The sequence below is a fragment of the Streptomyces sp. NPDC002785 genome (genome assembly GCF_040295565.1).
In the GTDB taxonomy this organism is placed as follows: Bacteria; Actinomycetota; Actinomycetes; order Streptomycetales; family Streptomycetaceae; genus Streptomyces.
This window is the reverse complement of record NZ_JBEOVN010000049.1, coordinates 1-23182: the sequence shown is the minus strand read 5'-3', so window position 1 is coordinate 23182 and position 23182 is coordinate 1. Positions and strand designations below refer to the sequence as shown.

General features: G+C 70.3%; 15 protein-coding genes, 4 tRNA genes, 1 other RNA gene and 2 pseudogenes. 8 read left to right on the top strand and 14 right to left on the bottom strand.

Annotated elements, in window-relative coordinates:
• Positions 1-213 precede the first annotated feature (213 nt).
• The 8 genes from purM to purS form a co-directional block, all read right to left on the bottom strand.
• Positions 214-1287 (bottom strand): phosphoribosylformylglycinamidine cyclo-ligase, encoded by a 1074-nt coding sequence (gene purM / locus ABTZ94_RS14780; protein ID WP_351201057.1) that lies wholly within the window; start codon positions 1285-1287, stop codon positions 214-216.
• 60 nt (positions 1288-1347) lie between these two features.
• Positions 1348-2874 (bottom strand): amidophosphoribosyltransferase, encoded by a 1527-nt coding sequence (purF, locus tag ABTZ94_RS14775; RefSeq protein WP_351201055.1) that lies wholly within the window; start codon positions 2872-2874, stop codon positions 1348-1350.
• A gap of 603 nt (positions 2875-3477) precedes the next feature.
• Positions 3478-4299, bottom strand: a complete 822-nt coding sequence (locus ABTZ94_RS14770; RefSeq protein ID WP_351201053.1) for an META domain-containing protein — start codon at positions 4297-4299, stop codon at positions 3478-3480.
• 37 nt (positions 4300-4336) lie between these two features.
• Positions 4337-5137 carry a maleylpyruvate isomerase family mycothiol-dependent enzyme gene (locus ABTZ94_RS14765; RefSeq protein ID WP_351201051.1) on the bottom strand — a complete coding sequence of 267 codons (801 nt, stop codon included), beginning with the start codon at positions 5135-5137 and terminating at the stop codon, positions 4337-4339.
• Positions 5138-5370: 233 nt separating this feature from the next.
• Positions 5371-6009 (bottom strand): TetR/AcrR family transcriptional regulator, encoded by a 639-nt coding sequence (locus tag ABTZ94_RS14760; protein ID WP_351201049.1) that lies wholly within the window; start codon positions 6007-6009, stop codon positions 5371-5373.
• A 357-nt stretch (positions 6010-6366) separates the two neighbouring features.
• A complete protein-coding gene (purL, locus tag ABTZ94_RS14755; RefSeq protein ID WP_351201047.1) occupies positions 6367-8616 on the bottom strand; it encodes a phosphoribosylformylglycinamidine synthase subunit PurL in 2250 nt (749 codons plus the stop codon).
• The gene (gene purQ / locus ABTZ94_RS14750) at positions 8613-9293 is read right to left on the bottom strand and encodes a phosphoribosylformylglycinamidine synthase subunit PurQ (RefSeq protein ID WP_351201045.1); all 681 of its coding nucleotides are present in this window, start codon (positions 9291-9293) and stop codon (positions 8613-8615) included. Before purQ ends, purL begins: the two co-directional genes overlap by 4 nt.
• Positions 9290-9550 (bottom strand): phosphoribosylformylglycinamidine synthase subunit PurS, encoded by a 261-nt coding sequence (gene purS / locus ABTZ94_RS14745; protein ID WP_351201043.1) that lies wholly within the window; start codon positions 9548-9550, stop codon positions 9290-9292. Before purS ends, purQ begins: the two co-directional genes overlap by 4 nt.
• Before the next feature lie 383 nt (positions 9551-9933).
• Here purS and ABTZ94_RS14740 point away from each other — a divergent pair, with 383 nt between their 5' ends.
• The 7 genes and pseudogenes from ABTZ94_RS14740 (at position 9934) to ABTZ94_RS14710 (ending at position 13621) form a co-directional block, all read left to right on the top strand.
• Positions 9934-10269 (top strand): histone-like nucleoid-structuring protein Lsr2, encoded by a 336-nt coding sequence (locus tag ABTZ94_RS14740; RefSeq protein WP_351201041.1) that lies wholly within the window; start codon positions 9934-9936, stop codon positions 10267-10269.
• A 185-nt stretch (positions 10270-10454) separates the two neighbouring features.
• Positions 10455-10526, top strand: a tRNA-Gly gene (locus tag ABTZ94_RS14735).
• A gap of 98 nt (positions 10527-10624) precedes the next feature.
• Positions 10625-10697: transfer RNA gene (locus ABTZ94_RS14730), tRNA-Gly, on the top strand.
• Between the two features lie 231 nt (positions 10698-10928).
• Positions 10929-11868, top strand: a pseudogene (locus ABTZ94_RS14725) (ABC transporter ATP-binding protein).
• A gap of 75 nt (positions 11869-11943) precedes the next feature.
• A pseudogene (locus ABTZ94_RS14720) lies at positions 11944-12918 on the top strand (sensor histidine kinase); the annotation flags it as partial.
• Positions 12915-13526 (top strand): response regulator, encoded by a 612-nt coding sequence (locus tag ABTZ94_RS14715; RefSeq protein ID WP_351201039.1) that lies wholly within the window; start codon positions 12915-12917, stop codon positions 13524-13526. The pseudogene ABTZ94_RS14720 and the gene ABTZ94_RS14715, both read left to right, overlap by 4 nt.
• Before the next feature lie 22 nt (positions 13527-13548).
• Positions 13549-13621 (top strand) — tRNA-Gly (locus tag ABTZ94_RS14710).
• Between the two features lie 62 nt (positions 13622-13683).
• Here ABTZ94_RS14710 and ABTZ94_RS14705 read toward each other — a convergent pair.
• From ABTZ94_RS14705 to ffs, 6 genes are all read right to left on the bottom strand, one after another.
• Entirely contained in the window at positions 13684-14598 is a 915-nt protein-coding gene (locus ABTZ94_RS14705; protein ID WP_351201037.1) for a phosphoribosylaminoimidazolesuccinocarboxamide synthase, read from the bottom strand.
• 255 nt (positions 14599-14853) lie between these two features.
• The gene (locus ABTZ94_RS14700; RefSeq protein WP_351201035.1) at positions 14854-16317 is read right to left on the bottom strand and encodes a N,N-dimethylformamidase beta subunit family domain-containing protein; all 1464 of its coding nucleotides are present in this window, start codon (positions 16315-16317) and stop codon (positions 14854-14856) included.
• Between the two features lie 680 nt (positions 16318-16997).
• Positions 16998-18752 carry a M48 family metalloprotease gene (locus ABTZ94_RS14695; RefSeq protein WP_351201033.1) on the bottom strand — a complete coding sequence of 585 codons (1755 nt, stop codon included), beginning with the start codon at positions 18750-18752 and terminating at the stop codon, positions 16998-17000.
• 456 nt (positions 18753-19208) lie between these two features.
• Positions 19209-20459, bottom strand: a complete 1251-nt coding sequence (gene purD, locus ABTZ94_RS14690) for a phosphoribosylamine--glycine ligase (protein ID WP_351201031.1) — start codon at positions 20457-20459, stop codon at positions 19209-19211.
• Positions 20460-20562: 103 nt separating this feature from the next.
• The gene (locus tag ABTZ94_RS14685; RefSeq protein WP_351201029.1) at positions 20563-22743 is read right to left on the bottom strand and encodes a DNA polymerase III subunit gamma and tau; all 2181 of its coding nucleotides are present in this window, start codon (positions 22741-22743) and stop codon (positions 20563-20565) included.
• Between the two features lie 75 nt (positions 22744-22818).
• Positions 22819-22915: signal recognition particle sRNA small type (gene ffs, locus ABTZ94_RS14680), an RNA gene on the bottom strand.
• A 131-nt stretch (positions 22916-23046) separates the two neighbouring features.
• On the opposite strand from ffs, the gene ABTZ94_RS14675 reads away from it, so the two are divergent.
• Positions 23047-23134 (top strand) — tRNA-Ser (locus ABTZ94_RS14675).
• The last annotated feature ends 48 nt before the right edge of the window (positions 23135-23182 follow it).

Genomic DNA, 23182 nt, shown 5'->3' with positions numbered 1-23182 from the left:
GGACCGGGTTCTGTGCTACCCCGATCCGATCCGGCCGCTCGGGCGGGCTTCGGTCCCCGTCTGCGGACGGCGACGATGGGCTCGATCTCCACGCCGAGCGGCAGAAACCGGCCCGCCCGGCGATCGAGGGCATCCTTCGGCGCATCGAGCCCGTCCGGCGTCCGACGACGGAGCGGTGACCGGGCGCGGCCCCGGTCACCCATCCGCTCCGCACTATCGCGCGTAGCCGCCCACCAGCTCCGCACCCGAGGTGTGCGACCCGCGCTCGGTGATCTCGCCCGCGACCCAGGACTCGGCCCCGCGGTCGGCCAGCGTCGTCAGGGCGACGTCCACGGACTGGGCCGGGACGATCGCGATCATGCCGACGCCCATGTTCAGCGTCTTCTCCAGCTCCAGCTGCTCAACCTGACCCGCCTTGCCGACCAGGTCGAAGACCGCACCGGGCGTCCAGGTGGAGCGGTCGACCCTGGCGTGCAGTCCGTCCGGGATGACCCGGGCCAGGTTGTTGGCGAGGCCGCCGCCGGTGACGTGGCTGAAGCCGTGCACTTCGGCCGTACGGGTGAGGGCCAGGCAGTCCAGCGAGTAGATCTTGGTGGGCTCCAGGAGCTCCTCGCCGAGCGTCCGGCCGAACTCCTCGACCTCGCGGTCCAGCGCCCAGCCGGCCCGGTCGAAGAACACGTGACGGACGAGCGAGTACCCGTTGGAGTGAAGACCGGACGCCGCCATGGCGATCACGACGTCACCCTTACGGATACGTTCCGGGCCGAGCAGATGGTCGGCCTCGACAACGCCCGTACCGGCGCCCGCGACATCGAAGTCGTCCGGACCGAGAAGACCCGGGTGCTCGGCGGTCTCGCCGCCGACCAGGGCGCAGCCGGCGAGGACGCAGCCTTCGGCGATGCCCTTCACGATGGACGCGACACGCTCGGGGTGCACCTTGCCGACGCAGATGTAGTCGGTCATGAAGAGCGGCTCGGCACCGCAGACGACCAGGTCGTCGACGACCATGCCGACGAGGTCGTGGCCGATGGTGTCGTACACGCCCATCTTGCGGGCGAGATCGACCTTCGTGCCGACGCCGTCGGTGGCGGAGGCGAGCAGCGGACGCTCATAACGCTTGAGGGCCGAGGCGTCGAAGAGTCCGGCGAAACCGCCGAGGCCGCCGAGGCCCGCGACCTCGGGGCGCTGCGTCTTCTTCACCCACTCCTTCATCAGCTCGACGGCACGGTCGCCGGCCTCGATGTCGACGCCCGCTGCCGCGTAGGAAGCACCTGTTGTCTCAGACATTGCCTGGGATCTTTCGTGTGGAAATACGGGGCTGGTGGCCAGGGGTGTACGGCTGGGCCGTCACGGACGACGCAGGGCGTCGGACGCGGCGGTTGCCGCAGGACCTGCCGCCAGCTCGGTCTCCAGCAGCTGCTTGCCGAGCAGCTCCGGGTCCGGCAGCTCCATCGGGTACTCACCGTCGAAGCAGGCGCGGCACAGATTCGGCTTGGCGATCGTCGTCGCTTCGACCATCGCGTCGAGCGAGATGTACGCGAGCGAGTCGGCACCCATCGACGTACAGATCTCGTCGACCGTCATGCCGTTGGCGATCAGCTCGGCGCGGGTCGCGAAGTCGATGCCGAAGAAGCAGGGCCACTTCACCGGCGGGGACGAGATCCGGATGTGGATCTCGGCGGCGCCGGCCTCGCGGAGCATCCGGACCAGTGCGCGCTGGGTGTTGCCGCGGACGATCGAGTCGTCGACGACCACCAGGCGCTTGCCCTTGATGACTTCCTTGAGCGGGTTCAGCTTGAGGCGGATACCCAGCTGGCGAATGGTCTGGGACGGCTGGATGAAGGTCCGGCCGACATAGGCGTTCTTCACCAGTCCGGCGCCGAACGGGATGCCGCTGGCCTCCGCGTAACCGATGGCGGCGGGGGTGCCGGACTCCGGAGTCGCTATGACCAGATCGGCCTCGACGGGGGCCTCGGCGGCCAGCTTGCGGCCCATCTCCACGCGGGAGAGGTAGACGTTGCGCCCGGCGATGTCGGTGTCGGGGCGGGCCAGATAGACGTACTCGAAGATGCAGCCCTTGGGCTTCGCTTCCGCGAAGCGCGAGGATCGCAGGCCGTTCTCGTCGATGGCGACGAGCTCGCCCGGCTCGATCTCACGGACGAAGCTGGCACCGCAGATGTCGAGGGCGGCGGACTCGGAGGCCACCACCCAGCCGCGCTCGAGACGGCCGAGAACCAGCGGGCGGATGCCCTGCGGGTCGCGGGCGGCGTAAAGGGTGTGCTCGTCCATGAAGACGAGGGAGAAGGCGCCCTTCACATCGGGGAGCACCTTCGCGGCGGCCTCCTCGATGGTGAGCGGCTTGCCGTCCTCATCGGTCTGGCCTGCGAGCAGCGCGGTCACCAGATCGGTGTCGTTCGTCGCGGCGACCTGGGTGGCGCGGCCGTCCTTGCGGGGAAGGGCGGCGACCATCTCGGCGAGCTGGGCCGTATTGACCAGGTTGCCGTTGTGACCCAGGGCGATCGAGCCGTGCGCGGTCGCACGGAACGTCGGCTGCGCGTTCTCCCACACCGAGGCGCCGGTGGTGGAGTAGCGGGCATGGCCGACCGCGATATGGCCCTGGAGAGATCCCAGAGACGTTTCGTCGAAGACCTGCGAGACCAGTCCCATGTCCTTGAAGACCAGGATCTGGGACCCGTTGCTCACTGCGATACCCGCGGACTCCTGTCCACGGTGCTGCAGGGCATACAGTCCGAAATAGGCGAGCTTGGCGACCTCTTCACCCGGAGCCCAGACACCGAAGACGCCACAAGCGTCCTGGGGGCCTTTCTCTCCGGGGAGCAGGTCGTGGTTGAGTCGTCCATCACCACGGGGCACGCCACCGAGTGTAGGCGAGATCGACCACTGGTCCGAATTCGGGATACCGGGCTGGAGCACCGGGGAAGCGCCCCCAAAGGCGGCTCGGGGGTCGGCTCTGGCGATCACTCGGAGTGATCGCTTCCGGGGTGCGGTGAGGTGCGGGACGGGGCGCGGAACGGCCGCAGGGCGGCATCCGCCCCGACCAGCGGCCGGTTACCGACTGGTTCCGGCCACTCGGGGCACGGGGATCAGCCGGGTCGGATGGTGGCGCTCGGTGAGCCGATCGGCGCTCAGGCGCGGAGTCCTGCCGAACGTCCGTTTCGTGGCGAGCCTCACACCCGAGAGCCCGGTATGCGGCTTCTCGGGGCCTCGCGCGAGGCGGCGCCGGGAAGTCCGCGGTGGGTTGCACGCGCCGGGCCGGGGAGTCCGCTGTACGAGACATGCCCGATTGGCAGGCCCCTGCTCCATGCAGCCTCTCGGTGACCACTCGGTCAGGCTCGCGTCCGACGTCCGACAGTTCTGCCCGGCTGCGCCGCCGTGGAGCCGGAGCTGCTGGCCGAGCTGCGGGCTGACTGGGCCGGCCGGACGCCGACCTGCTGCCGTACCCGACGCGTTCCTGAGTCAGCCCGTTGCCTCGGTGGCGGATGCGCCGAGTCCCTTGCCGTTCGCCGCGGTGAGGGACAGGGTGCGTTGATCGATCCGGTACGTCGTCCGGCCGTCCAGGACCGCGAGCAGTTCGCGCTCCAGCTTCATCCGGGGGGCCGGGCACATCATCTTGGTGCCGTCGATCCGGCCGAACGTGATGGTGGAACCGGAGACCTTCGCGGTGCCGCGGAACGAATTGCAGCCGAGGGTGCCCTGTACGGAGCCGTCCTTGCCGAAGACGATCCGCGCTTTCTCCTGCGCACCCGCGGGCAACGAGGAGGCGACCGTGCCGGAGACCAGGGTGGTGACCGTCCAGGTGGTGCCGGTGAGCGGGACCGGCGGCTGCGCCCTGAGGGCGATGGAGTCGCCGTTCTCCGCGGTCAGGGTGAGGGTCCTCTCCGCCACAGCCATGGTGAGTTCGCCGCTGAACGTGCGGGACAACGCCGCCTCGAACCGCTGGACGTCCTTCTCGCAGGCCATTGAGGTGCTCGTGCCCTGCCCGACGTTGATCGTCCCGCCGTCGATGCGGACATCGGCGGTGAAGTGGTTGCAGCCGTAGTTCCCGGTGCCCCGGCCCTTGGAGTCGATCTCTACATGGGCGCCGGAAGGGGCGGCGGTCCGCTTCCCGTCGGCCGTTACCGAGCCGACATCCCAGCGGACACCGGTGACGGGCAGATCGGTCCGCACGGCGCCACTGCCGGAACCGGACCCCGAACCGGCCCCGGCGCCAGTCTCCGTACCGCAGGCGGAAAGGGCGAGGAGGGCCAGGACTCCGGCGGCCGTACGTTGTATCCGCATGGCCCTGGGACGGTCCGGGCAGTCGTCCGGTTCCGCCTCACTTCATCAGGGGCAGCAGCGCGGCGAGATCGGCCCGCTCACCGCTGGCGCCGACCTTCGCCGCGTCGAGCGCCCGGGCCCACTCCGTACGCCCGGTGGCGAGACGGATCCAGGTGAGCGGATCGGTCTCGACGACATTGGGCGGCGTACCGCGGGTGTGCTTGGGGCCCTGGACGCACTGGACGACGGCGAACGGCGGGACGCGCACCTCGACCGAGCCGCCCGGCGCCTTCTCCGCCAGGGCGTCGGCGAGCAGCCGGGTGCAGGCGGCGAGCGCCTGCCGGTCGTACGGGATACCGAGGCCGGCCGCCTCGTTCAGATCGTCGGTGTGCACGACGAGTTCGACGGTACGTGTGACCAGGAAGTCGGCCAGCCGCATCGCGCCGGCCCGGGTCGCCAGCAGCCGCTCCCCGGGGGCCTCGGGCACCAGCTCCTCGAACCGCCCGGCCACCTCCCCGTACAGCGCATCCAGGTCCGGACGGTCGGCGGTGAGCGCCTTCGTGTCGTCGGCGATGCGGGCGGCCCGGCCCGCGGTCGAGAACGGCCATTCGAGGAGCGTCAGATCGGGCTTGGGCGAGGCGGGTGCGGGCAGCTCCAGAGTCCGTGTGACGTGCGAGAGCGCCATGGTCAGATGGACGGCCAGTTCGCGCACGGTCCAGTCCCCGAGCCGGGTCGGCAGCGCGAGCTGTTCGGGCGTCAGCGTGCGGACGGCTTCCCGGACATGGGCGAACTGCGCCAGGACCGCGGTGCGGGTCCTGACCGGGTCGTAGCGGCGTGCTCGTTTCTGGGACGGCGGCATGGTCCAGGAGTCTAGGACCGAGCGGCAGATGGGGGTGGGAGAAGGAGCGGGGGGCTGGGTGCGTGCAGTTGCAAGGCGGAGGGTCGAGGCAACGCGGAGCGTTGTTGACTGACGACAACGCCACAGATGTGCGTGACCGGCACCGCGACGCCGCCTCCCATGTGCCGGTCGGTCCAAGGGGTGTCCGGCGGCTCAGGGCCGGACCGGCCCTGAGCCCTGTCGGGCCGGCAGCCTCAGGACCTGGTCGCGAAGCCGCCCAGTCCCTTGTCGAGCAGGCCGAAACCACGCTCGGCGAGCGCGACGGCATCCGGCGCGACCGCGTCCGCCGGCTCCCCCGCCAGCAGCCGCATTTGATTCGCGGCGATGAGGACGTTGCGGGTGCTGATCAGCTGGGCGGCCGCGATCCGGGCGATGGACGGCTCCTCCCCCTCCTCGACCAGGACTTCGGCGAGCAGGTCGAAGGAGCGCATGGAGAACGCTTGGGCCCGGATGAGCAGCGCCGGGGTCTCCTGGATCAGCCGGCACAGCCCGAGCACCACGGGGGCATCGCTCAGCCCGGCGGAAGGGTCACGGGCCTCGATGGCTGCCAGGAACTGACGACGCACGGCTGCCACCGCCGACTCGCCGGGGGCCCGGTCCCGTACCACCCGCGCGACATCGCCGATGTGCTCCTCCATGGGAGCGAGGACCAAGTCCTCCTTGCCGGCGAAGTAGTTGAAGACGGTCATCTTCGATACCTCGGCCGCCTCGGCGATCTCGGCGACCGAGACCTTGTCGAAGCCGCGCTCGGCGAAGAGCTCGGTGGCCGCGGTCAGCAGACGGTGTCGCGTCTGGAGCTTCTTGCGCTCGCGCAGGCTCATCCTTTCAGTCATGACATCATTGTACCAGGATGAAAATTAATCTCGGATTAAATCTTTACCCGGTACATTTTAGTGGGCGGGATGGTGCGGCCACAGCAGCACGGCGCCGCCCGCGCCGGTGACGGCCTCGGTCCGAGCCCTGCCCGTACCGCCGGAGGCGAATGCCTGCCCACCCACCGGAACACCGCCGGCCCACCGGCTGGACGGAATTCCGCGGGCCGTTCACATCCGCACCCCGAAAGTCCATCAGCCGGAAATATGCATACGGCTCGGCGGAATTCCCAGAACTCCGGAATCCGCCGAACACGACGGACCGAGGACGGCCCCGCCCATGAACCGGGCGGGGCCGTCCACGAACAGGATCAGGCGTCAGGCGAGCAGACCCGGAATGGTCTCCTCGTGTGCCGTCCGCAGCTCGCTCAGCGGAATGCCGAACTCACCCTGGATCTCGATCTCCTCGCCGTCCACGACACCGATACGGGTGGCAGGCAGACCCCGCGCCCCGCACATGTCGTTGAAGCGGAGCTCCTCGCTGCGCGGAACGGAGACGACCGCGCGCCCCGCCGACTCGGAGAAGAGGAAGGTGAACGCGTCCAGACCGTCCGGTACGACCAGCCGGGCACCCTTCCCGCCGCGGAGGCAGGACTCGGTGACCGCCTGGATCAGACCGCCGTCGGAGAGGTCGTGCGCCGCGTCGATCATGCCGTCGCGGGAGGCCGAGATCAGGATCTCGCCGAGCAGCTTCTCGCGGCCCAGGTCGACCTTGGGCGGCATGCCGCCCAGGTGGTTGTGGATGACCTCGGACCAGGCCGAGCCGCCGAACTCCTCACGCGTGTCGCCCAGCAGGTAGAGGAGCTGGCCCTCTTCCGCGAAGGCGACCGGCGTACGCCGGGTGACATCGTCGATCACACCGAGCACGGCCACGACCGGCGTCGGGTGGATCGCCGTCTCGCCGGTCTGGTTGTACAGCGACACATTGCCGCCGGTGACCGGGGTGCCCAGTTCCAGGCAGCCGTCCGCGAGACCACGGGTGGCCTCGGCGAACTGCCACATGACATCCGGGTCCTCGGGCGAACCGAAGTTCAGGCAGTCCGAGATCGCGAGCGGCTTGGCGCCGGAGGCGGCGACATTGCGGTACGACTCCGCCAGCGCGAGCTGCGCACCCGTGTACGGGTCGAGCTTCGCGTACCGGCCGTTGCCGTCGGTCGCCATGGCCACGCCCAGGTTCGACTTCTCGTCGATCCGGACCATGCCGGCGTCCTCGGGCATCGCGAGCACGGTGTTGCCCTGAACGAACCGGTCGTACTGGTCCGTGATCCAGGACTTCGACGCCTGGTTCGGCGAAGCGACCAGCTTGAGGACCTGCTCGCGCAGCTCGGCACCGTTCGCCGGACGGGCCAGCCTGCCCGCGTCGTCGGCCTGCAACGCGTCCTGCCAGGACGGGCGGGCGAACGGGCGGTGGTACGTCGGGCCCTCGTGGGCGACGGACCGCGGCGGCACGTCGACGATCTGCTCGCCGTGCCAGAAGATCTCCAGCTGCGATCCCTCGGTCACCTCACCGATGACGGTGGCGATGACGTCCCACTTCTCGCAGATCTCCAGGAAGCGCTCGACGTGCTGCGGCTCGACGATCGCGCACATGCGCTCCTGCGACTCGCTCATGAGGATTTCCTCGGGCGAGAGGGAGGAGTCGCGCAGCGGAACCGTGTCCAGCTCGACGCGCATACCGCCGGAACCGGCCGAGGCCAGCTCGGAGGTGGCGCAGGAGAGACCGGCGCCGCCGAGGTCCTGGATGCCCGCGACGAGCTTCTCGCCGAAGATCTCCAGGGTGCACTCGATGAGGAGCTTCTCCTGGAACGGGTCGCCGACCTGGACGGCCGGGCGCTTCGCCGGGCCGGTCGAATCGAAGGTCTCCGAGGCCAGCACCGAGACACCGCCGATGCCGTCGCCGCCGGTACGGGCGCCGTACAGGATCACCTTGTTGCCGGGGCCGGAGGCCTTGGCCAGGTGGATGTCCTCGTGCTTCATCACGCCGATGCAGCCGGCGTTGACCAGCGGGTTGCCCTGGTAGCAGGCGTCGAAGACGACCTCGCCGCCGATGTTCGGCAGACCCAGGCAGTTGCCGTAGCCACCGATACCGGCGACGACGCCCGGCAGGACGCGCTTGGTGTCGGGGTGGTCGGCCGCACCGAAGCGCAGCGGGTCGACGACCGCGACCGGGCGGGCACCCATGGCGAGGATGTCGCGGACGATGCCGCCGACGCCGGTCGCCGCGCCCTGGTAGGGCTCGATGTACGAGGGGTGGTTGTGCGACTCGACCTTGAAGGTGACCGCGTAACCCTGACCGACGTCGACCACACCGGCGTTCTCACCGATGCCGACGAGCATCGCGTCGTTGACGGGGACCTTCTCGCCGAACTGCTTGAGGTGGACCTTGCTGCTCTTGTACGAGCAGTGCTCGGACCACATCACGGAGTACATGGCGAGCTCGGCGCCGGTGGGACGGCGGCCCAGGATCTCGCGGATCCGGGCGTACTCGTCCTCCTTGAGGCCGAGCTCCTTCCAGGGCTGCTCGACGTCCGGGGTCTCGGCCGCGTGCTTGACCGTATCCAGGCTCATGCGTTGACCAGCTTCTTGATGATCGAGGTGAAGAAACCGAGGCCGTCGGTACGACCGGTTCCGATCAGCGGCTCGACGGCGTGCTCCGGGTGCGGCATCAGACCGACGACATTGCCCGCGGCGTTGGTGATGCCGGCGATGTCGCGCAGCGAGCCGTTGGGGTTCATGTCCAGGTAGCGGAAGGCCACCCGGCCCTCCGCCTCCAGCTCGTCGAGCACGCGCTCGTCGGCGACGTATCGCCCGTCCATGTTCTTGAGCGGTACGGAGATCTCCTGACCCGCGGAGTAGTCCGAGGTCCAGGCCGTCTCCGCGTTCTCGACGCGCAGCTTCTGGTCGCGGCAGATGAAGTGCAGGTGGTTGTTCTGCAGCATCGCGCCGGGCAGCAGATGTGCCTCGGTCAGAATCTGGAAGCCGTTGCAGATACCGAGGACCGGCATCCCGGCCCGCGCGTTCTCAATGATCGTCTCCATGACCGGCGAGAAGCGGGAGATGGCTCCGGCCCGCAGGTAGTCGCCGTAGGAGAAGCCGCCCGCCAGGATGACCGCGTCGACCTGGTGCAGGTCCTTGTCGCGGTGCCACAGCGATACGGGTTCGGCGCCCGCGACCCGCACGGCCCTCAGGCTGTCCTTGTCGTCGAGCGTGCCGGGAAAGGTGACGACTCCGATACGGGAAGTCACTTCGGCTCCTCGGCCTTCTCCACCGTCACGGTGAAGTCCTCGATGACGGTGTTGGCGAGGAAAGTCTCGGCCATCTCATGAATACGGCTGAGGGCGGCGTCGTCGACCGGCCCCTCGACCTCGAGCTCGAAACGCTTTCCCTGACGTACGCCCGCGATTCCCTCGAAGCCGAGACGGGGCAGTGCGCGCTGCACCGCCTGTCCCTGCGGGTCGAGGATCTCGGGCTTGAGCATGACGTCGACTACGACGCGTGCCACTGGCACTCCCGGTGGTGGTGTGGTGCGGCTGTTTCTCCGGGGGGTTCCCCAGACCCCCGCAGGTTCCCTCAGCCTACCTGGCCAGAAATTCTACGCGGGTAGATATCGAGAGTCCTTGATCACGCCCAGATATCGGCCGTGACAACACATGGGGAAAGTCCTGCAAAAAATCCTCATCGGCAGCACACATAGAAGGCTGACACGCGGAGGTAATTGGGTGGGCTTCACAATGCGGCACCCACCGCTGTACAAATGATTACCGGGGAATGCAGCATTGCCCCTAAACAGTCGACACCGGTCGACTCGCATCCGCCTGACAGCCGGAAGGCCGGCATCAGCACATGTCCCAGACGCGCCGATGCCGTAGGAAAGGACCGATATCCGTGGCTCAGCGCGTAGTGGTCAGGCTCTTCGACGACATCGACGGGGGAGCAGCGGCGGAAACGGTTACCTTCGCCCTGGACGGGAAGTCGTACGAGATCGACCTCAATCCGTCCAATGCAAAGAAACTGCGCAAGGCCCTGGCGCCGTACATGGCGGCCGGTCGAAAGCAGACAAATGCCAGTAAGCGCGGCAAGACCCCTGCGTTCTACCGGCACACCTCACTCGCACCGGACCCGGCGGCCGTGCGCGCCTGGGCCCGCTCCCACCAGATGGAGGTGCCGGCCCGCGGCCGGATCCCCAAGAAGGTCTACGAGGCGTTCCGCGAAGCCAGTTGAGAACCGGGCCCGCGGACAGACCGCCCGGACCCGCCGCCGGGGCCGGTCGGCGACCGGCCGCCAACACTCCGGCACACCCCTCGGCGACACCCCGTGGCCACCGACTTGCACTACCCCCCTGCGGGTCGGCTAAAGTCTGGAGCACGCCGAGGGGCAAGGCCGCAAAGCCGAACCTCACGCAGCGTGCGGGTGTAGTTCAGTAGCAGAACATCCCCCTTCCAGGGGGAAGGCGCAGTGTGCAATTCCTGTCACCCGCTCTGCATCGCTCTTACCGACCACTCCGGTGAATCGGGTAGAGTAGTGCTCGCACCGCTCGATGGATCTCCTCAAGGGGAGTACCATAAGCGGCAGCAATGCGGACGTGGCTCAGTTGGTAGAGCATCACCTTGCCAAGGTGAGGGTCGCGAGTTCGAATCTCGTCGTCCGCTCTTGATCGGTTTTTTGAAGGCCCTGGTCGATATCGACCAGGGCCTTCGTCGTATTCCCACCCGCGCTCCTTGCCTCATGCTCATGACGTTTGTCATGAGCAGTGGTGACAGCTCGCACTGCTCGCGGCGCCGATCCGGCGGAAATCTGTAGGCATGACCAGCGACGACATTCCCAGCGACCGTGCGGGCGGCACCGTGGCAGACAGCACAGACGATCCCGCGACCGGTTCCATGACGGACTCCGCGATCGTTTCCGCGACCGACTCGGCGATCGATCCCGTGATCGAGGCGAGCGATGTGCGGCGGCGCTATGCCGGCGGCTTCGAGGCCGTGACCGGTGTCTCCTTCTCGGTGGCGCGCGGCGAACTCTTCGCTCTGCTCGGTACGAACGGCGCAGGAAAGAGGAGGGGCTGGCCCGGCCCGATGGCGGCACGGTGCGGGTGCTCGGCCACGACCCGTACCGCGAGCGCGCCGCCGTCCGGCCGCGGATCGGGGTGATGCTCCAGGAGGCTTCCCGTCCGAGCTGACGGTCACCGAGACCGTACGGATGTGGGCGGGGTGCACCAGCGGCGCCCGGCCGACCGGTGAGGCGCTGGAGCTGGTCGGGCTCAGCCACCGGGCGGGCGTACGGGTCAAGCAGCTCTCCGGCGGCGAGCGGCGACGCCTCGACCTCGCACTGGCCCTGCTCGGCCGGCCCGAGGTGCTGTTCCTGGACGAGCCGACCACCGGACTCGACGCCGAGGGACGGCGCGACACCTGGGAGTTGGTGCGGGCGCTGAGCGACGGCGGGATCACCGTCCTGCTCACCACGCACTACCTGGAGGAGGCCGAGGCGCTCGCCGACCGGCTGGCGATCATGCACCGGGGGCGGATCGTGACGGCGGGCACCACCGCCGAGGTGACGGCGGCCCGCCCCGCCCGTATCCGGTTCGAGCTGCCCGAAGGGGTCCCGGCTGCCTGGCTTCCGCTGCCGCTGCGAGCCGCGGCCGATGGCCGCCGGATCGAGATCCGTACCCACCAGCTGCAGGAGTCGCTGGATGAACTGCTGGGCTGGGCGCGGGAGTCGGACGTGACGCTGCTCGGGCTCGATGCCCGGTCGGCCTCGCTCGAAGAGGCATTTCTCGATATCGCGCAGAGCGTGTCGGAGTCGGGGAAGGTGGCTGCCGCATGACGAGCACAACGATGTCCGGGCGGCTGAGCGCTCTCGGGCGGGCCGGCCGTGGAGCAGCGGCTGGCCGTCGTCGCAGCCGCGTCGATGGTGGCGAACGTGGCCGCGGTGCTGGCCCTCGCCTCGTACACGGGTGTCCGCGAATTCCCCGATCCGGGATATGTGTTCAGCGCCTGTGTGGTGCCGTTCTCCTGCGCTTTCGTGCTCATCGTGCCGGGGTGGGTGTCGATGCTGCAGCAGGCCGCCGTCTCGGCCGGGGTGTGCGCCGTGGTGGGGCTGCTCGGCGGCGGCGGTGCGCTGATGACCTCAGCGCTTCTCGCGACGGCGTTCGGCAGCGGGATGATGTCCGGCACCACGCGGATGTCCGCCTGGTCGCTGGGCGTGATGTGGAAGCTCCGTGAGGCGCAGGACGTGGAGACCCGGCTGGCTGTCGCCGAGGAGCGGCTGCGGTTCGGCCGGGACATGCACGACGTCCTGGGCCGGAATCTGGACGTGATCGCGCTGAAGAGCGAGCTGGCGGTGGAGCTGGCCCAGCGCGGCAAGCCGGCGGCCATGGACCAGATGGTCGAAGTGATGCGCATCGCCCGCGCCTCCCAGCAGGAGGTGCGCGATGTCGTACGTGGATACCGGGAGGCCGATCTGAGTACCGAACTCATGGGCGCACAGAGCGTGTTGCGGGCGGCCGGGATCGAATGCGCGGTGGAGGGCCATGACGGCGGTCCGCTGCCCGCGCCCGTGCATGCGGCGCTCGGCTGGGTGGTGCGGGAGGCGGCGACCAATGTGCTGCGGCACGGCGATCCGCGGCACTGCACGATCCGGCTGCGCGCTTCGGCGGACGCGGTGGTGCTGGACGTGGAGAACGACGGGGCGCCGCGGGCCGTCGCCGGGCCGGGCGGCTCCGGGCTGGCCGGGCTGCGGGAGCGGCTTCACGCACTCGACGGTTCGCTGGACGCGGGTCCGGCGGGGAACGGGTTGTTCCGGCTGACGGCCACGACCCCGCTGCCGCGCACGGACCCGGCCCTTGCCCCGGCTCTTCAGGAGGAGCGACGATGACGGCTGTACGAGTGCTGCTCGCCGACGACGAGCATCTGATCCGGGGCGCGCTGGCCGCGCTGCTCGCCCTGGAGGACGACCTCGTGGTGGTCGCGGAGGCGGCGACCGGCCCGGAGGCCCTGGCCATGGCACGGGCCCATCGCCCCGATGTGGCGGTCCTCGATCTTCAGATGCCGGGCGCCGACGGTGTGAGTGTTGCCACATCCCTGCGGGCCGAACTGCCCGGCTGCCGGACGATGATCGTGACGAGTCACGGCCGGCCGGGACATCTGAAGAGGGCACTCGCGGCAGGCGTGCGGGCCTTCGTACCGAAGACTGTCAGTGCCCGGCAGCTGGCTGGGATCATCCGTACCGTGCATGACGGAAACCGTTATGTGGATCCGGAGTTGGCGGCCGACGCGATCTCCGCCGGGGACTCGCCGCTGACCGCGCGCGAGGCCGAGGTGCTGGAGCTGGCGGCCGACGGCGCGCCGGTCGCGGAGATCGCGGAGCGGGCGTCGTTGTCGCAGGGAACCGTACGGAACTACCTCTCCGCGGCCGCCTCGAAGCTCGGGGCGGAGAACCGTCATGCGGCGGTGCGTCTCGCACGCGAGCGAGGATGGGTATAGTGGTCATCGCGCTTCGGCGCTTGCGGACGTAGCTCAGTTGGTAGAGCGCAACCTTGCCAAGGTTGAGGTCGCCAGTTCGAACCTGGTCGTCCGCTCTGTTCAGTAAGAAGCCCCCCGGCCTTTCGGTCGGGGGGCTTCTTCGTGTTCCGGGGGCTGCTTACTGCCAGGGCGTGCCGGTGAGGAGTTCGTACGCCTCCAGGTACTTCGCCCGGGTCGCGTCCACGATCTCCTGGGGCAGCGCCGGGGGCGGCTGCTCGCTCTTGCGGTCCCAGCCGGAGGCCGGCGAGGTCAGCCAGTCACGCACGAACTGCTTGTCGTAACTGGGCTGGGCCTTGCCCGGCTCCCAGGTGGCCGCGGGCCAGAAGCGGGAGGAGTCCGGGGTCAGCACCTCGTCCGCGATGATCAGCTCCTCACCGCCGTCGGCCGTGGGAGCGAAGCCGAACTCGAACTTCGTGTCGGCGAGGATGATCCCGCGCTCGCGCGCGATGTCACGGGCCTTGCTGTACACGTCCAGTGTGATGCGGCGCAGCTGGGCGGCGGTCTGCGCGCCGACCTGGCGGGCCACCTCCTCGTAGCTCACGTTCTCGTCGTGGTCGCCGACGGCCGCCTTGGTGGCGGGGGTGAAGATCGGCGCCGGGAGTTCGGAGCCGTCGACGAGGCCCTCGGGCAGTGCGAGGCCGCAGACCGTGCGGGACTCGTTGTATTCGACGAGTCCCGAGCCGGTGAGGTAGCCGCGGGCGACGCACTCGACCGGGACCATCCGCAGCGACTTGCAGATCAGCGTCCGGCCGGCCCAGTCAGCAGGGGCTCCGTCGGGGAGCTCCGTGGACAGGACGTGGTTCGGTACGAGATCGGCGAGCTGGTCGAACCACCACAGCGAGAGCCGGGTGAGCACCCGGCCCTTGTCGGGGATCTCGGTGGGCAGGACCCAGTCGTACGCGGACATACGGTCGCTGGCGACCATGACGAGGTCGCCCGCCTCGTTCCGGTACAGGTCGCGCACCTTGCCGGTGTGGAGGTGGGTGAGCCCCGGGACCTGCACTGGCTCGGGCTTTTCTACAAATCCGGACACGCTGCCTCCGCGTAGGTTGATCCAGGAGTCGTACCGATTCTCCCGTATGCGGTGGGAGTGGGGTGGAGCGGGGCCGCCCGCATTCCTCGATCGGCCCTGCCCGGTACGCCGGGCCCCTGCCGGGACGGGGCCCGAAGGACACCGTCGACGCCACAGCGCCCCACGTCACAAAACGCCCCAGCTGTAGGGGAGTTACATGTGAGCTGCACGCCCGACGAGATCGGATGAAGGGTGTGCGGGGATCTGCGAACCAGGTCAGTCGCGTTTGCAGATGCGGTCGAGGAGATTGGCAGTGGCGCGCTGGATACGGGTGTCCACGTGGCCGGGGCGGTCGAGCGCCGGGGACCAGGCGAAGGTGCCGGAGGCGAAGACGAGAGCGCCGGAGGGGGCGCGGTACAGGGAGGTCTCCTGGTGGCGCTTGGCTCCTTCGCTGTCCCGGTACGGGGAGTGGGCGAGCAGGATGCGGTTCTCGTGCTCGGGGAGTGCGGTGCGCGGGAAGTAACGGTCGGCCTCCCCCGCGACCAGACCCTGGATCTCGTCGCCCTCGCCGGCGCCCGTCGCGTCCCACAGCCAGTGCTCGGCGTTCCGCACGACCAAGGGGTGCGGATCCGGGACCCGGCCCGCGTACTGGATGCCGAGGAGCTGCTGCTCGGGGCGGTCGATCTCGCGCCAGAGCGCGGGCTTCCCCGGGCCACGGCGCTTGCGGCAGGTGAGCAGCCGGTCCGGCACGCCGGACGGTGACGGGGAAAGGCTGACCTGCCAGTACATGGTGTTGGCGGAGAGGAAGACGAGCGAGGTGCCGCCGTCGCGGGCGAGTTCGGCGGTACGGCGCATGGGCACCGACCAGTACTCGTCGTGGCCGGGGAAGACCAGGCCCCGGTAGCGGCCCGGGTCGATCCGGCCCGCGTGCAGATCGCGGGTGTCGGCGTACGCGATGTCGTAGCCGTACCGCTCGGCCCAGCGGATGAAGTCGTAGGCATGACCGACGTGGAGCGGCAGACCGGCGCCCGCGTACGGGCGGTCGAAGGAGACGGTGACCGCGGCGTCCTCCTCGCCCAGGAGGCGGCCGTGCTCGTCCCAGGCGTGGTAGAGGCTGGCGCCGGTGTGGCCGTCCTCCGGGTAGAGGTTGTACGCCTGCCAGGTGACGTCGGGCAGGACCAGCAGCAGATCGGCCGGGTGGTCGTCGCGGACCGTGAACGGGATGTGGGAGCGGTATCCGTCGACCGTGGTGAGCACGGCGACGTACGCGCCGATCGACCAGTAGGTGGGGATCTGCAGCCGCCAGGACTGCCACCAGTGGTGGCAGGAGACCGTGCGGTCGGCGGTGAGCGGGGCGGGTTGGACGATGCCGGAGAGCCGGGGGCTTGTGGTGATCTTGGCGGCGCCGTCGCCCCCGTAGTGACCGATGCGGTAGATGTCCACGGAGAACTGCTGGGGCGGGTCCACGGTGATGTGGAAGTCGATCGCCTCTCCGGGGGCCGCGGCGCCCGTGGAGGTGAAGCCCTTGATCTGGCGGCGCACATCGTCGGCCGTGTGGGTGCCACCGTCGGTGGAGCTGCGGGCCAGGGTGTGGTCCGCGTACCAGGGGACGACATGTCCGGTGTCGTCGAAGTAGTTCTCACTGCCGCGCAGCCAGGGCAGCGGGCCCTGGCCGAAGGGGTCGGAGACGGCGTGCGCGAGGGCACCCGACTCCCATCGACGAATCTGCTCCGCCCCCATACCGCTTCCCTCTCTGGTCCCCCGAGACAACTGTGGTGTGCCGACTGTCAGCGTTGATCCCCAGCACATCACATAACGCATGCACTCCGTCACCGTTCGTCGCGAATTGACGTGAACGGAACGTATGCTTCCGGGTATTGGGGGTACGGTGGCCCCCGGCGACGCCGTCGTGGCCATGCTCGTCGCTTCAAGACTCGGCCCGGCGGGCGACACCGTTGCACCGTTGCACCGGACCAGGGTGACGTATCCGTCGCGGACAGCCTGGGCGGCGCTCCGGGCCGACTGCTGGACGGTATGGAGCGCCCGGCAGTGCGTGGGCCGTCGGGGATCTCGGCGGCCAGGTGGTCGACGTCCTCGGCAGGTCCGTGGCCGGGGCGAGTGAGCAGGCTGATGACCAGCTCGACTTGCCACCGACCACGGCTTGATGAATTTCGCCCAGGGTGTCCGTCCAGTAGTGGCCTCCCCTCCACGGCCCGGACACGATCTCGTTCCAGGGAGCCTGCGGCTCGGCTGTGCCACGGCCTTTCCGGCGCTCTTCACCTGGTGTCCCCTCGCAGGCCGAGGCAGCTCGGCCACGACCTTGTCCCGCTGGTCGAAAGGTCTCTCGAACTTGCTCCCTCACGCGGGTAGTCCAGCTCTCGGCGGTGCCGGGGCAGCGCCCGGCACCGTATGTCCGTGGTTCAGACGAGACGGACGGGTTTGTCGGTGCGCACGCCGACCGAGGCGAGCCAGGAACGCAGCGGCTCCGCGTCCCCGTCCTCCACCAGGCTGAGGACGGGGCTGCCCAGATCCGCCCGGCGCTCGCCGCCGACCAGCAGCGCGGGACCGTCGAGCCAGTCGAGTCCGGGCGCCGCGCCCGCCGTGTCGACGGCGGCGCAGCAGACCATCGCCGCGACATGGTCGGCGAGCAGTTCCGTACCCGTACGGGGTGGTTGGAGCGGGAAGAGCGGGAGGAAATCGGGGCCCCAGAAATCCAGGACGTCCCCACCCGTGCGAGCGGCGCTCCGGGCGCCCACCGGGCTCGATGTGCCGCCGACCGGGGGTTGTTGGGCCGCCGCCTCCTCACGGGCCACCGCGGCGCTGATCCCGGCCGCGAGCTCCTCGCCGCTCCCGCACCGGCCTGCCAGATGCTCGACGACACGGGCAAGCGTGGGCACTGTGGCGTCGACAGGAAACGCGGGACGGTCGGGATCGTCCGAGGAGCCGTCGTCGGACGAGGCGGGCGCCGTACCCATCGAGTCGAGGACACGGTGCAGGCGTGCGGCCTCAATGCGCCACTTCCGGTCGACCACCTCTTCCGGATACTGCTGCCAGTCGACCGGCGACCAGTCCGGACCGGTCTCCGCCGGCCCGCCGTGGAAGAGCCGGGCCGCCAGCAGCGATGCCGCCTCGTCGGCCGCACCCGGCTCCTCCAGGAGGTCACAGGCGGGGCGCTCGCCGAGCCGCGAGGTGAATCCGCCGGCAAGCCGGTCGCGGCGGGAGAGCTCGGTGAGGGCGGACACGACACCCGCGTCCAGCCGGGACGGCCAGCGGCCCATCTGCCAGGCGGGCAGCGCGACGCGGGTCAGCAGCCGGTCCCAGCCCGCGTAGGCGAGGCCGACCTGCTCCTGGGCGACGATCCGCAGCCCGTAATCCACACCCTGTGCACGATCCGACGCGGCGGCGGCGACGCCCCGCTCCATCTCCACGGCATGGGTACGACAGGTGCGCAGCAGCAACAGGGCGACCCGGCCGACGAAGGCCCGCGGCACTCTGCGCACCCCGGACAGCGGCCCGGAAACGGGCGTGGCCGCGTCGGCAACCGCTCCGTCCAGCCCTCGTACGAAACGACGCGCCGCGGCTATGTCGGGATGCGCGGAGGGGCCCGTGCCCGCGACGACCGGGGCGAGCACCGCCCGTAGCTCCGCGACCCGCATCCACCACAGGAACGGCGAACCGATGACCAGCACGGGCGCCGCCCGCACCCGACGGCGGGCCCGGCCCGCGAAACGCGCTCCCTGATCCGCTCCGGGCTGCGCCGAGGGGTGTGTACGGTCCTCCAGCCAGCTGTCGCAGTCGGGCGTGAGTGCCATCGCCGAGGGCGCGGGAACCCCGAGCCGCTCGGCGAGGTCCCTGACCAGGCGGTAGAGATCGGGGGCGGCGTCCTCCGGGAGCGGGACGGTCGGACTGACCGCCGGCCTCGCCCGCACGATCGCGACCGCGACCGCCGCGGCGAGCAGGAGCACGACGGCCGCGCAGGCCGTCACGGCCCAGCGCGCCGTGTCCCAGCCGCTGCCGACGGCGTGGCCCTGTGCGCCGGCGACGAGCAGCACGACGGCCACCGCCGACGGCAGGATGGCTGCGGCGGTCGCTCTGCTGCGGATGCGCAGCAGAGCCAGAGCGCGGGCACGCGCACTCTGCGCACCCAGCTCCTTACTTGTACCGGTACCGGACACTGCCGGACGTCACCCCCTCTGCCCCCGCGGCGGTGTTGTTCACTCCCCCACTGTGGCACCCGTCACTGACATCGCAATGCCAGTGGGCCAAGTGCCGGAATGCTTGCGCCGCACCCTAGTTGGGGCCTCGGCGGGCGTCATCCGGATGGCTCAGCCGTCACTCGATGGAATGGCTTTGGGCAAAGGTGCTGACGCGCCGCTGTCCTTGAGGCAGCGGCGCGTCAATGGGTGTCGACGGGGGGTCCGGGGTGTCTTGAGCCGCGGCCGGGGACGGGCCGTTCGGGGATGACGTACCCGGCCCCCGCGCCCTGCTCCGGAGCGGACCCGTCCGATCCGGAGCGGACCCGTCCGATCCGGAGCGGACCCGTCCGATCCGGAGCGGACCGGACGGGTCCGGTTTCGGCTCGCCGGGTCCCCGGTCCAGCCCGGTCCGGACCAGTCCGGTCCAGTCCGGTCTCAGGCCTCTGCGGCCTTCTGGGCAATGTCCGTACGGAGCTGCGAACCGTCGAGCCGGATCCGGCCCGCCGCCGTGTAGGCGCGCTCACGGGCGGCCGCGAGGTCCTTGCCGGTCGCGGTCACCGACAGCACACGGCCGCCCGCGCTGACGATCGTGTCGCCGTCCCGCCTGGTCCCCGCATGCAGGACGTACGCGTGCGGGGCATCCTGCGCCGCCACATCGTCGAGCCCTTCGATGGGGTCACCCGTACGCGGCGTACCCGGGTAGTTGTGCGAGGCGATGACCACGGTGACAGCGGCCTCGTCGCGCCACTTGAGCGCGGGCAGCTCGTCCAGGGTGCCGTTGGCGGAGCCCAGCAGGACACCGGCCAGCGGAGTCTTCAGACGGGCCAGGACCACCTGGGTCTCGGGGTCACCGAAACGGGCGTTGAACTCGATCACCCTGACGCCGCGCGACGTGATCGCGAGGCCCGCGTACAGCAGCCCGGAGAACGGGGTGCCGCGGCGGCGGAGCTCGTCGACGGTCGGCTGGAGCACCGACTGCATGACCTCGTCGACCAGCTTGGGGTCGGCCCACGGGAGCGGGGAGTACGCGCCCATGCCGCCGGTGTTCGGGCCCTCGTCGTTGTCCAGGGCGCGCTTGAAGTCCTGCGCGGGCTGGAGCGGCAGCACGGTGGTGCCGTCCGTGATCGCGAAGAGGCTGACCTCGGGGCCGTCGAGAAACTCCTCGATCACCACGCGGTCGCAGGCCAGGGCGTGGGCGCGGGCCGCCTCGATGTCGCCGGTGACAACGACGCCCTTGCCTGCGGCGAGACCGTCGTCCTTGACGACGTACGGGGCGCCGAAGGCATCGAGGGCGGCGTCGATCTCAGCGGGACTGGTGCAGACGTAGCTGCGGGCGGTCGGGACGCCTGCCCCGGCCATCACGTCCTTGGCGAACGCCTTGGAGCCCTCCAGCTGGGCCGCCTCGCCGGAGGGGCCGAAGCAGGGGATGCCCGCGGCGCGGACTGCGTCGGCGACCCCGGCGACGAGCGGCGCCTCCGGGCCGACGACCACCAGCTCGGCGCCCAGGTCAGTGGCGAGGCGCGCGACGGCGGCGCCGTCGAGTGCGTCGACCGGGTGCAGTTCGGCCACCTCCGCGATGCCGGCGTTGCCGGGAGCGCAGTACAGAGCGGTGACGTCGGGGTCGAGGGAGAGAGAGCGGCACAGGGCGTGTTCGCGGGCGCCGCCGCCGATGACGAGGACCTTCACGGGGTGCAGCCTAGCCGCCGGGGCGCGGCGGCCTCGACGGACGCCGCTCGGTGGACACCCTGGGCACCCCGGCCGGGCGACCCGGGCACCCCGCTGCTCGTTGCTACTCGTTGGTGAACTCCTCGACCACCGTGGCGCCCAGCTCGCGGACGATCAGGTCATGCCCGGAGAGCGCCGAGTCGACGAGGTCCGGGTCGTCCGCCTCCGGGGTGTCGTCCTCGGGAGCGACCGACCGCGGGCGTTCGGGCGCGGCGTACGGCTGCGGTACGGGCTCCGCGGCGGCGGCACTTGGCTGCTGGTGCGGGGCGGGGGCGGGCCGGGGTTCGTAACTCTGCTGGGGCGCGGGGGCCGGACGCTGCGGCGCGGGCGGTGCGGCGGAGGGGCGGCCGCCGCCGGTCTGCGGGGGTGCGCCCGCACCGCCCGACGGGTCGACGATCGCCTCGATCTTCCACTGTGCGTTGAACCGCTCGGCGAGGGCCTGCTTCAGCACGTCCTCGCTGCCGCTGCTCGCGAAATTGTCGCGCGCGCCCGCGTTCAGGAAGCCGATCTGCAGGGTGGTGCCGTCGAAGCCGGTGACCTGGGCGTTCTGACTGAGCAGGATCCAGGTGAACCGGCGGCGGTTCTTCACGGCCTCCAGGATGTCCGGCCACATGTTCCGTACCTGGCCGGCGCCCTGTGTCATTCCCGGACCGGGTTCGGCGGCGGGCACCAGCGCCGCGGGCGCGACGTGGGCCGGGGCGGTGGCCGGGGCTGCCTGCGGGACCGGCGACTGGCCGGGGGCGGAAGCGGTCGGCCAGCCACCGGGACGACGGCCCGATTCCGGCGCGGCCGCGGTGGGCCAGGCACCGGGGCGCTGGCCGCCCGCGGGAGCCGGGGCCGGGGTCTCGGTCGGCGGCTGCGGAGCCGCGGGAGCAACGGGTGCCACGGGCTGAGCGGGTGCCGGGGGCGCCGCGGCGGGGGCGGGCGGTGCCGCGGGGGCGGGTGCCTCTCCCCGTACCGCCGCACGCGCGGCAGCGGGTCCGGCGCCGGGCTGTACGGCCGGGGCGACGGGGACGGGGGCATGGGCCAGAGCCTCCGGCCCCGGTACGTATCCCATGGCGGGCCCCGTACCCGCGGTCGCGAAGGACGCGCCGCGCTCCAGCCGGTCCAGCCGGGCCTGCAGCGAACGCTCGTCGTCGAAGGCCGCGGGCAGCAGCACCCGGGCACAGATCAGCTCGACCTGGAGGCGCGGCGAGGTGGCCCCGCGCATCTCCGTCAGCCCCTCGTTGACCAGGTCGGCGGCGCGGCTCAGCTCGGCGGCACCGAAGACGGACGCCTGGGCCTGCATCCGCTCGACGACATCGGCGGGGGCGTCGATCAGGCCCTTCTCCCCGGCGTCCGGCACGGCGGCCAGGATCACCAGGTCACGCAGCCGCTCCAGGAGGTCGGCGACGAAGCGGCGCGGGTCGTTGCCGCCCTCGATCACCCGGTCCACAACCTCGAAGGCCGCGGCCCCGTCTCCCGCCGCGAAGGCGTCCACGATCGAGTCGAGCAGCGAGCCGTCCGTATAACCGAGCAGCGAGGTCGCCATGGCGTATGTCACACCGTCGTCGCCCGCGCCGGCCAGCAGCTGGTCCATCACCGACATCGAGTCACGCACGGACCCGGCCCCGGCCCGCACGACGAGCGGCAGCACGCCGTCCTCGACGCGGCTGTTCTCCTTGCCGCAGACCTCGGCGAGATATTCGCGCAGCGTCCCCGGCGGCACAAGACGGAACGGGTAGTGGTGTGTACGCGACCGGATGGTGCCGATGACCTTCTCGGGCTCGGTGGTCGCGAAGATGAACTTGAGGTGCTCCGGCGGCTCCTCGACCACCTTCAGCAGGGCGTTGAACCCCGCCGATGTGACCATGTGCGCCTCGTCGATGATGTAGATCTTGTAACGACTCGACGCGGGCCCGAAGAACGCCTTCTCCCGCAGATCACGGGCGTCGTCCACGCCACCGTGCGACGCGGCGTCGATCTCGATGACATCGATCGATCCCGGCCCGTTGCGCGCGAGGTCCCGGCAGGACTGGCATTCCCCGCACGGCGTGGGTGTCGGCCCCTGCTCGCAGTTCAGACAGCGGGCGAGGATGCGCGCGCTGGTCGTCTTGCCGCAGCCGCGCGGACCGCTGAACAGGTACGCGTGATTGACCCGGTTGTTCCGCAGGGCCTGCTGCAGCGGGTCAGTGACATGCTCCTGCCCGATGACCTCGGAGAACGACTCGGGGCGATAGCGGCGGTACAGCGCGAGGGACGACACACATACGAGGTTATCCGGGCGGACCGACAACCGGCCCCGGACCGGCGAAGCGCCGCCCCCGCACCCTCCTGGAAACACAAGGGCCCCTCACGCACCCGCCAGAGCCGACCTACCCTTGCTGCCTTCCGGCCCTGGGGGAGTTCAGTCAGATAGCGCCACGTGAGGGGCTGAAGCCCACCATAGCCGATCCCCACCCCTGCGAGTCCACTGCCCCACCTTCCGCAACCGCCCCGGACGAGCCGGAGGGGAGCCGGAGGGGAACGGGTTCGCGAGCACTCCTCAACGTCTTGTATTGTTTGCCGCGGAGGATTCGCCTAGTGGCCTAGGGCGCACGCTTGGAAAGCGTGTTGGGGGCAACCCCTCACGAGTTCGAATCTCGTATCCTCCGCCATTGCTCTCACCGGGCAATACGTCGAAGGCCCCCGCTGCTCGCAGTGGG

Bases quoted from the DNA above. Each gene is read 5' to 3' on its own strand.
- ABTZ94_RS14765 (WP_351201051.1), bottom strand. From the start codon at position 5,137: ATGCCGCCGTCCCAGAAACGAGCACGCCGCTACGACCCGGTCAGGACC.
- ABTZ94_RS14760 (WP_351201049.1), bottom strand. From the start codon at position 6,009: ATGACTGAAAGGATGAGCCTGCGCGAGCGCAAGAAGCTCCAGACGCGA.
- ABTZ94_RS14770 (WP_351201053.1), bottom strand. From the start codon at position 4,299: ATGCGGATACAACGTACGGCCGCCGGAGTCCTGGCCCTCCTCGCCCTT.
- purL (WP_351201047.1), bottom strand. From the start codon at position 8,616: ATGAGCCTGGATACGGTCAAGCACGCGGCCGAGACCCCGGACGTCGAG.
- ABTZ94_RS14715 (WP_351201039.1), top strand. From the start codon at position 12,915: ATGACGGCTGTACGAGTGCTGCTCGCCGACGACGAGCATCTGATCCGG.
- purM (WP_351201057.1), bottom strand. From the start codon at position 1,287: ATGTCTGAGACAACAGGTGCTTCCTACGCGGCAGCGGGCGTCGACATC.
- ABTZ94_RS14700 (WP_351201035.1), bottom strand. From the start codon at position 16,317: ATGGGGGCGGAGCAGATTCGTCGATGGGAGTCGGGTGCCCTCGCGCAC.